General features: G+C 40.4%; 8 protein-coding genes. 2 read left to right on the top strand and 6 right to left on the bottom strand.

The window, feature by feature from the left end; all coding sequences use genetic code 11:
- Positions 1 to 147: 147 nt before the first annotated feature.
- Positions 148 to 792, bottom strand: coding sequence for a reverse transcriptase domain-containing protein (locus ACEW8S_RS14055; RefSeq protein ID WP_373518771.1), 645 nt, complete (start codon positions 790 to 792; stop codon positions 148 to 150).
- Positions 793 to 853: 61 nt separating this feature from the next.
- Positions 854 to 1234 carry an Arm DNA-binding domain-containing protein gene (locus ACEW8S_RS14050; RefSeq protein ID WP_373518770.1) on the bottom strand — a complete coding sequence of 127 codons (381 nt, stop codon included), beginning with the start codon at positions 1232 to 1234 and terminating at the stop codon, positions 854 to 856.
- Between the two features lie 161 nt (positions 1235 to 1395).
- Here ACEW8S_RS14050 and ACEW8S_RS14045 point away from each other — a divergent pair, with 161 nt between their 5' ends.
- On the top strand, positions 1396 to 2559 hold the full coding sequence (locus ACEW8S_RS14045) for an IS4 family transposase (RefSeq protein ID WP_373518769.1): 1164 nt from the start codon (positions 1396 to 1398) through the stop codon (positions 2557 to 2559).
- Positions 2560 to 2989: 430 nt separating this feature from the next.
- Positions 2990 to 4204: a phage integrase SAM-like domain-containing protein gene (locus ACEW8S_RS14040; protein WP_373518768.1), complete on the top strand. Its 1215-nt coding sequence runs from the start codon at positions 2990 to 2992 to the stop codon at positions 4202 to 4204.
- A gap of 125 nt (positions 4205 to 4329) precedes the next feature.
- Here ACEW8S_RS14040 and ACEW8S_RS14035 read toward each other — a convergent pair whose 3' ends face one another.
- From ACEW8S_RS14035 to ACEW8S_RS14020, 4 genes are all read right to left on the bottom strand, one after another.
- Positions 4330 to 5901, bottom strand: a complete 1572-nt coding sequence (locus tag ACEW8S_RS14035) for a hypothetical protein (RefSeq protein ID WP_373518767.1) — start codon at positions 5899 to 5901, stop codon at positions 4330 to 4332.
- Positions 5898 to 6629, bottom strand: a complete 732-nt coding sequence (locus ACEW8S_RS14030; RefSeq protein ID WP_373518766.1) for a relaxase/mobilization nuclease domain-containing protein — start codon at positions 6627 to 6629, stop codon at positions 5898 to 5900. The genes ACEW8S_RS14035 and ACEW8S_RS14030 overlap by 4 nt, the downstream gene beginning before the upstream one ends.
- The gene (locus ACEW8S_RS14025) at positions 6626 to 7012 is read right to left on the bottom strand and encodes a hypothetical protein (RefSeq protein WP_373518765.1); all 387 of its coding nucleotides are present in this window, start codon (positions 7010 to 7012) and stop codon (positions 6626 to 6628) included. Before ACEW8S_RS14025 ends, ACEW8S_RS14030 begins: the two co-directional genes overlap by 4 nt.
- A 254-nt stretch (positions 7013 to 7266) precedes the next feature.
- Positions 7267 to 7594: hypothetical protein (locus ACEW8S_RS14020; protein ID WP_373518764.1), on the bottom strand; the 328-nt coding region annotated here is incomplete at its 5' end.

Below are 7594 nucleotides of genomic sequence, written 5' to 3'. Positions count from 1 at the left end.
GTTTTCCATTTTTTAGCAATTCCACTGAAGAATATTGCTGGTAACGGTAAATTGTCGAGTAGGAAAAGGGAGTTTCACCCTTCCCCTCTCACAGAACCGTACGTGATAGTCTCCCATCATACGGCTCTTCTTATTCAATCAATACCTTTAATTGGAATATCCAACGTGCCAGTGGTAAAACAGACTCGGATATTGCTTCCGAACCGTGTCCAACCATTTGTAGGCTTTCGTTAGATTGTTCCTATACCGTTTGTAGCGATATCTTGCCCATCTTACCAGTTTTATACGCAATATATAAAACACTTTGGACAAGCTATAGCCTCGGTATTTACCAAAGTAACGAATCCACCCTCGAAGTTTTGGGTTCAAGTGATGTGCAATCCCTACAATACTGTCGCATCGCATTCTTGGGATTTCCATTTTCCTGATCTGTTCAAATAATCGTGATCTTGACTGGATACTGATTGCGCAATCAAATCCCAAAAACAGTCTGCCTGTTTTCTTCGATTTTGAAGTGCGTGGCTGAAAAGTATAGCCCAAAAAGTCAAATTGGACTTTTTGGTACTTTTGTTGCCTTCTAAAATCCTTACAATACACAATCTTCGTTTTATCGGGATGTAATGTCAATCCACATTCCTCCACCCTTCCCTTGATTTGTTGTAGGCTCTGCTCTGCCTGACCTTGTGTCCTGCAATGAATGATAATATCATCCGCATACCGTACAAATTCAACGGAAGGGCCAAATCCTCCAAGCCACACATCCAAGGTATAATGCAGGAACAGATTGGCCAATAGTGGAATGATTGGTCCGCGTACACACTTGCAAACATTGAATTTGTAAGGCGAAAACGAATTAAACTACCAATCTTTCCATTCTTAGATTGTGTTCTTCAAACATTTCTAAAATTAGTTTTCGTATTTTATTGGTACCGATATATTCATCCCTTATACTTGCTGCGGATACAGTTTCCAAATCTTCATGTAATAGATTTTGATAAATCTCATAAATCCTATTTTTAACAATATCAAGTAGACGATTGGTTTGCCTTGCTTCCATCGAATATCCTATTATCTTATTGGCTTTAGCATTCCATTTAGTGATAGGCACTTTCCTCATCTTACAAACTTCGGCTCTTTTCCCATTGACTATTATTCTAAGATAAATAGTGGCCATAGTTGGGTCGCAAGTCCCCTTTTTTCGGATATAAAACAGCATGGACAGCAAATCTTGCATGATTTTTAAACTTTTGATACTTAAATATAGAAAATAAATCATTAGTGTCCATTAAAAACTTTTAAATGTTCTTTGAAATTACTGATAATCTATACGTTACAAGCCCCAAGGTTGCGTGACGATTTGAATTGATTAGGTTTAGCCCCTAAAAGTTGGCAAAGATGAATCAAGGCAAATATGTTTTTTCTCAATTGACCGGATATTTACCCCAACGGGTTTTCGATGGGTTTGTGAAAAATCACAATGGAAACAAGTATGTCAAGCACTTTACCTGCTGGAACCAACTGCTTTGTATGTTGTTCGGTCAGCTGACCAACCGGGAAAGCCTTCGGGATCTGATCGTTGCCCTGGATGCGCATAGTGGTAAATCTTATCACTTAGGATTGGGCAAAAGTGTTACCAGAAGCAACTTTGCCAAAGCCAATGAAGTTCGTGACTCCAAAATTTTTGAGGATTTTGCCTATCATTTGATTTCTATTGCCAGGGCATTGCGCTCTTGTGATGATTTTAAGATCAAGGGAAAAATTTATGCCTTTGATTCCTCCACCATAGATCTTTGCTTAAATGTTTTTTGGTGGGCAAAATTCCGCAGGGCCAAAGGTGGGATCAAACTTCACACTTTGTTTGATATCAACACGCAAATACCCGCCTTTCTACATATTACCGCTGCAAATGTCCATGATGTAAAGGCAATGGACGAACTGGTCTATGAAACAGGCGCCCATTATATATTCGACCGTGCATACCTTGACTTCACAAGGCTCTACAAAATTGAACGTTGTTCCGCTTACTTTGTGATACGTGCAAAATCGAACACCAAGTTCAAGCGGGTGTATTCAAACAAAGTGGATAAGCTTTCCGGGGTCCGGTGTGATCAAATTGGAAAATTAAGTGGTTTTTATACCTCCAAAGATTATCCGGAAAAACTTCGTAGGGTGAAATATTATGATGATGAGTCGAATCGAACCTTTGTCTTCTTGACAAACAATATGGAGGTTTCTGCGGACAAAGTCGCCCTCCTGTACAAAAAAAGATGGCAGGTCGAGCTGTTTTTTAAATGGATAAAACAGCACTTGAAGATAAAATCCTTTTGGGGCACATCTGAAAATGCCGTCAGGATCCAAATTTATTGCGCAATAAGTGCATATTGTTTGGTTTCAATTGTAGCGGATAAACTGAAATTGGAACGTCCCACCTACGAAATATTACAGGTTTTGGGTATCTCATTATTAGATAAAACCCCTCTAAATGAGCTTTTTACAAATATAGATTACAATAATGTCAAAGAACTTAATTATAACCAGCTGACACTCAGTCTATTTTAACTGGACAGCTATGAAAATAAATATCAAAAGACAATACCGTAACACACTGAAAACAAGATAAATAAAATCAATTCGGTGGCACTAAATCAAATCTCGTTATTGCCACCGAATTAGACACCTTTTAGATGGGTTTAGATGATACCGAATGACATCGTACAAAATGAAAAACCCTATAAATGCTGCCATTTATAGGGTTTTGATTCAATTTGATAGTTAATCAGTACTCGAGGTGGGAATCGAACCCACACGTCCGAAAACACTGGATTTTGAATTCAGAGCAGTTTGATATGATATGTTCTTAAATGACTTATAAATAGCTATTTATATTATTTTAGGAATCGTTAAAACCCATATTAAACCATAAAAAACCACTATTTGTTGTACCTATGTTGTACCTAAAATTCATATCTTTAATGTAAATATTATAGATATGTCGTCAAACATAAAGGTAACGCTTCGGAAAAAAGCAAATAAACAAGGGTTTTTTCCTTTAGTGGTGCGTATCACCAAAAACAGGAAAACTAACTATTTGTACACAGGGCATTATATTGATATTAAATATTGGGACGAGGACAATCGCGAGGTTCGGAAATCCCATCCGAATTCTAAACGTCTTAATAACCTTCTAATAAATAAATTGGCAGAGGCAAACCAAACCCTGATTGACTTACAAACGCATAAGAATGATATTTCTTCAAAACAGATAAAAAAAGAAATTGCCTCCCCGCTTTCCAAAACAAGTTTCAAGGATATTGCCGACAAATATTTAGATGAATTGGAAAAAACTAACAAATTACAGCGGCTATCTTCGGATAAAGCTCGGGTCGGCCATTTTGTAAGGTTCGTCGATAACGATGATTTGAGTTTTAGGGAAATTGACGAAGCTTTATTACGTCGTTTTTCCATGTATTTGAAAACTTCCAGAAAAGTATCGCAACGTTCGGTAATCAATAATCTAATTGTAATAAGAACCCTTTATAATAAGGCGATACGTTTGGGTATTGTAGACCGAAAGCTATATCCTTTTGGGGCGGATAAAATCCGTATCAAATTCCCGGAAACGGAGAAAATCGGATTGACTATAGAGGAAATACAATCTATCGAAGCATTAGACAATTTATCTGAACAAAAAGCTCATGCCCGAAATGTTTGGCTCTTTAGTTTTTACCTAGCGGGAATGCGGGCCGGTGATGTCCTCAAAATAAAATGGAGCGATATTTATGATGGTCGTTTGCACTATCGCATGGGGAAAAACGAAAAATTGCTGTCATTCAGACTACCAGCAAAAATCAACTCACTCCTGAAATTCTATGAAACAGACAAGCGATTTAATGAGGATTTTGTTTTTCCTGAAATGAAAAATGCCAATCTTAAGAATCCGAAGGATATTTTCAACAAAGTCAAAACCGCCAACAAGAAATTCAATAAATATCTTGTGCAAATTGCAGAAAAAGCGGCGTTAAATAAAAAGCTTACAATGCATATAGCTCGTCACAGTTTTGGCAATATATCTGGTGATAAAATACCTATTCAGATGTTACAAAAGCTTTACCGCCATTCCTCAGTTACCACTACTATACATTATCAAGCAAATTTCATGCATAAAGAAACTGATGATGCTTTGGAAAAAGTCATCAATTTCTAAAAATGTTAATGATTTCTGGGAACTTTGCGAAATAGAGAAATATTCTCGCGTTTTTCTTTCCTCTCCCTAGCCACAAAAGCACCCGTAAGGGTGCCCGATTTTATAGCCAAATACCTTAACCGTATCTACATCGATAAGCCTCGGCTCTTATACTTCGACCAATCGGTAAGCTCATCCTTGAACCCGTTGTAAACTTCCTCTTGTTCTTTACCTCGATTACCCAATAAAGCGCTGATAGCATAAACGCCTTTTCGCAACATGCGGTTTTGCCGGAAGCCGGTCTTGTGTTCGGATATTTCGATAATACTTTTCCGAAGTCCCTTTTCCATGTGGTGCTGCACCATTTCCCGGTGAAGGTTCGGGTAAACTTTTTCCTCCGTCAGCATAAAGGCGACCCTATCGTACATTCCCCGTTCCATTAGGTGGCCCGCCCATAGGTTCTTCAGATTGTTCTTGCCGTCCTTTACCAAAGCGTTGATAACGATGCGCTGGCCCATTAATGTTTTGTTCAGATCGGTAACGGAATTCAAATAAAGACCCGTTCTTTTTGGCAACTTGCAACTTGCTTTATGGTCCGTAAAAATGGATTTGATTTCGAAACCTTTTTCCGTCCTTTCGAAATAGAACCCCTTGGCATTGAAAAAGGCGATATAATCCTTCGGGGATTTTTCATAAGGGGCGTGCATCTGTTCGGCATACTTAAGATATGTGCTTAGGGCAGCTTTCTCAAATTGACGTCTAAATCCTAGTTCCATGGCCGCGTACAGTTTCGGAAAGATCATTGGCAGAAAAATGGCATATGCATTCAGCTTGGGGCAATTGTCGGCACCCTTAGCCGTCAATACTTTCAGCACCGAATGGTTTTGACGGACGAAACCGGTGAATACATATTCTTCCATGGCATTAGGGATGGGCAGGTGGCCAAGGACGAGGGGTACCGTATGCCTTTTCGAATCGGTAAAGGACAATCGATTATCATGATACTTTAGACCTAATGACTGGAAAAGAAGTCGAACGCTTCCTTTTTCCATTCCAACGTCGAATATGCCCTTTTCCAATACCTCACCGATAAGACGAAACTTGCTTTCCAAAATCTCTTTTTCTTTTTTGGTCTCCAGTCGGTACAATCTTTCCTTGACCGCAGGGAACTCGCGTTTAAGTGCTTCACTCAACAATTTTTTTCGGTCTTTGGGAAGATAGTTTTCAAGAAAAATATGGGTTTTCGAGGATATTATTTGCGGAAAGATATCAATTAGGTTTTTGGTTGCAATGTTTTCCGAGAGCAATCCGTCCGGTTTAATGGATTTCAGATAGGAGGTATAAAATGCTTCTTTTATGAGTTTTTGGATTTCCAACTTGAACTGCTTACTATCGATATCGATTTCTGTGGGTGTATCGCCATTACCAAAAATATCGGGTCGTTGTTCCATCCTGATACTTTGGCCCAGCTCCCTTTCCATGAACGTAAATCCTGATTTGTCATAAATCGTATATCCCAAGATGGTATCATGTTTTTCGTCAAGTTTTATATCGATGTTCTGGTATTCTTTGAGCGTTTCGGCCAAATCTTCCGGACGGATGGCCTTGAATAGTCCATATGTGGTCCCTATCTGATTCAGTAGGCGTTTCCTGTGCATGGGGATTAGCTTCGATTTCGAGTTGGCATCGAAGACCTTTTGAAGTTTCGGGCCGCTCAAACTCCGGTGTACGGCGGATCCGTTGATGAACCGTGTCCGGTAACCTTTTGGTTGTTCAGGCCATAGGCGACCCCTATCCTTCCGGATTCGTTCTTGGTCTGTTTTATTTCGATATGATAGGGTCCGGCCAGTTTTGCCAGTTCGTCGAAACTTCGCACCTTATGTTTTTGGAGGATGCCGTTCAGCACGTCCTGCAGATAGAATTTTGTTCCCTGAGTGTCGTCCATGCCGAATTGCAGTTCGGGCAATCGGTGGATAGGAAGCTCCCTTTGCTGTTTGGTGCATGGTGATGGCGATAGCCCAAACTTTTTTTCAAGGTACTGTTGGGTCGCCACGTTCCTCCGGTAGCTGTTGAAGGTTCCAAGGACCTTTCCCGACCCGTCAACGTTGGTCGTTACGATATGGACATGCTCGTGTTTTGTATCATTGTGCCTTACAACCACATAGGGCTGCTCCCCGTAGCCCATTTGCAGCATGTATTCCTTGGAGACTTGATTGAAGGTCGCATCGTCAAGATGTTCGCCATGGGGAAGGTTCAGGGTAATATGGGCATAGCGGTTCTTGGTGGCATTGCCCTGTCCCTGAAAATGCAGTATGCTCCCGAATAATTTCTGGGATATCTCCTGCGAATAGGTGTTCCCATAACCGAGTACGTGCATGCCCTCCTTGCCGAACACATAGTTCAGCACGCCCTGACAACTTTCCCGATACAGTATCCTTCCGATCATTCCGTTCGTTGCTTAAAGGTGATTTCTATCAGCTTCCGTAACAATCCATTGGATTTCTTGATCTCGTTCTCTAGACTGGTATTTGGACTACGAAGGTTTTTATGGTGCGCCAGTTTTATCAACTGGTTGATGTTGTTGCCTATCCTGTTGATATGATAGGCAAGGTCGGAGGTGTCCGGAAGCTTTTCTATTTCCCCCGATTCCCCGTTCAGCACCAGCCTTCTTAGAAGTGGACTGATTACGCCTCGTTCGGAAATATTGAGATCGTAAGATCCAGCGATAATCTTCAATCTTTCATATTCCGTATCGTTGAAACGGAGCATCACGTTATGGACCCGTTTCCTGTTTCCCAATGGTTTTCGGCCTTTTTTTCTCTGTTCCATTTCGTTCGCTTTTTAGTGAGAACACTTCGTAAGAAGTAGACAATTCTAAGTAACTTAGAATACAACTTGCGATCCGTTCCACGAATAAATATAGGTAATCACAATCGATTATAAAAATCTAATAATCAATATTTTATGATTTAAAACCATATGAATACGTATGAAACCATATGGGTACAGATACGCAAATTATCCGGTCTTATTTGGTGTATAAAAAATGGTGGGGAATATGGAAATGTTCCGGTTTTTTGTGGTCAGGGAGAAGAAAGGTCAAGCGGCCTTTTCGCCGCTTGTTCTTTTGCGCGGCTCAGAGGGGGTTGAAAAGCCGTAGACGAAAAGCCGGCCGAAAGCGGGCGGGCGCAGGTCGCCCGCTCGGTAGGGATTGTAGGCGGAGGTTTTTCAACTTCCGAAGGAACCTGGCCGAGCGAATCGATATCCAAGTTCAAAGATTTATGATACCATTTTACTTTGGGACAAACCCCGATTTTAGGGTTATCCTTTAATGAAATATAATAGGGAACTAATGGCCGGATTACGAAAAACCTATTTTTGGAAAGAATATTTATCCGGCGGTATATGTAT

Source organism: Pricia sp. (assembly GCF_041745955.1).
GTDB lineage: Bacteria > Bacteroidota > Bacteroidia > Flavobacteriales > Flavobacteriaceae > Pricia.
This window is presented reverse-complemented; position numbering and strand designations above follow the sequence as displayed.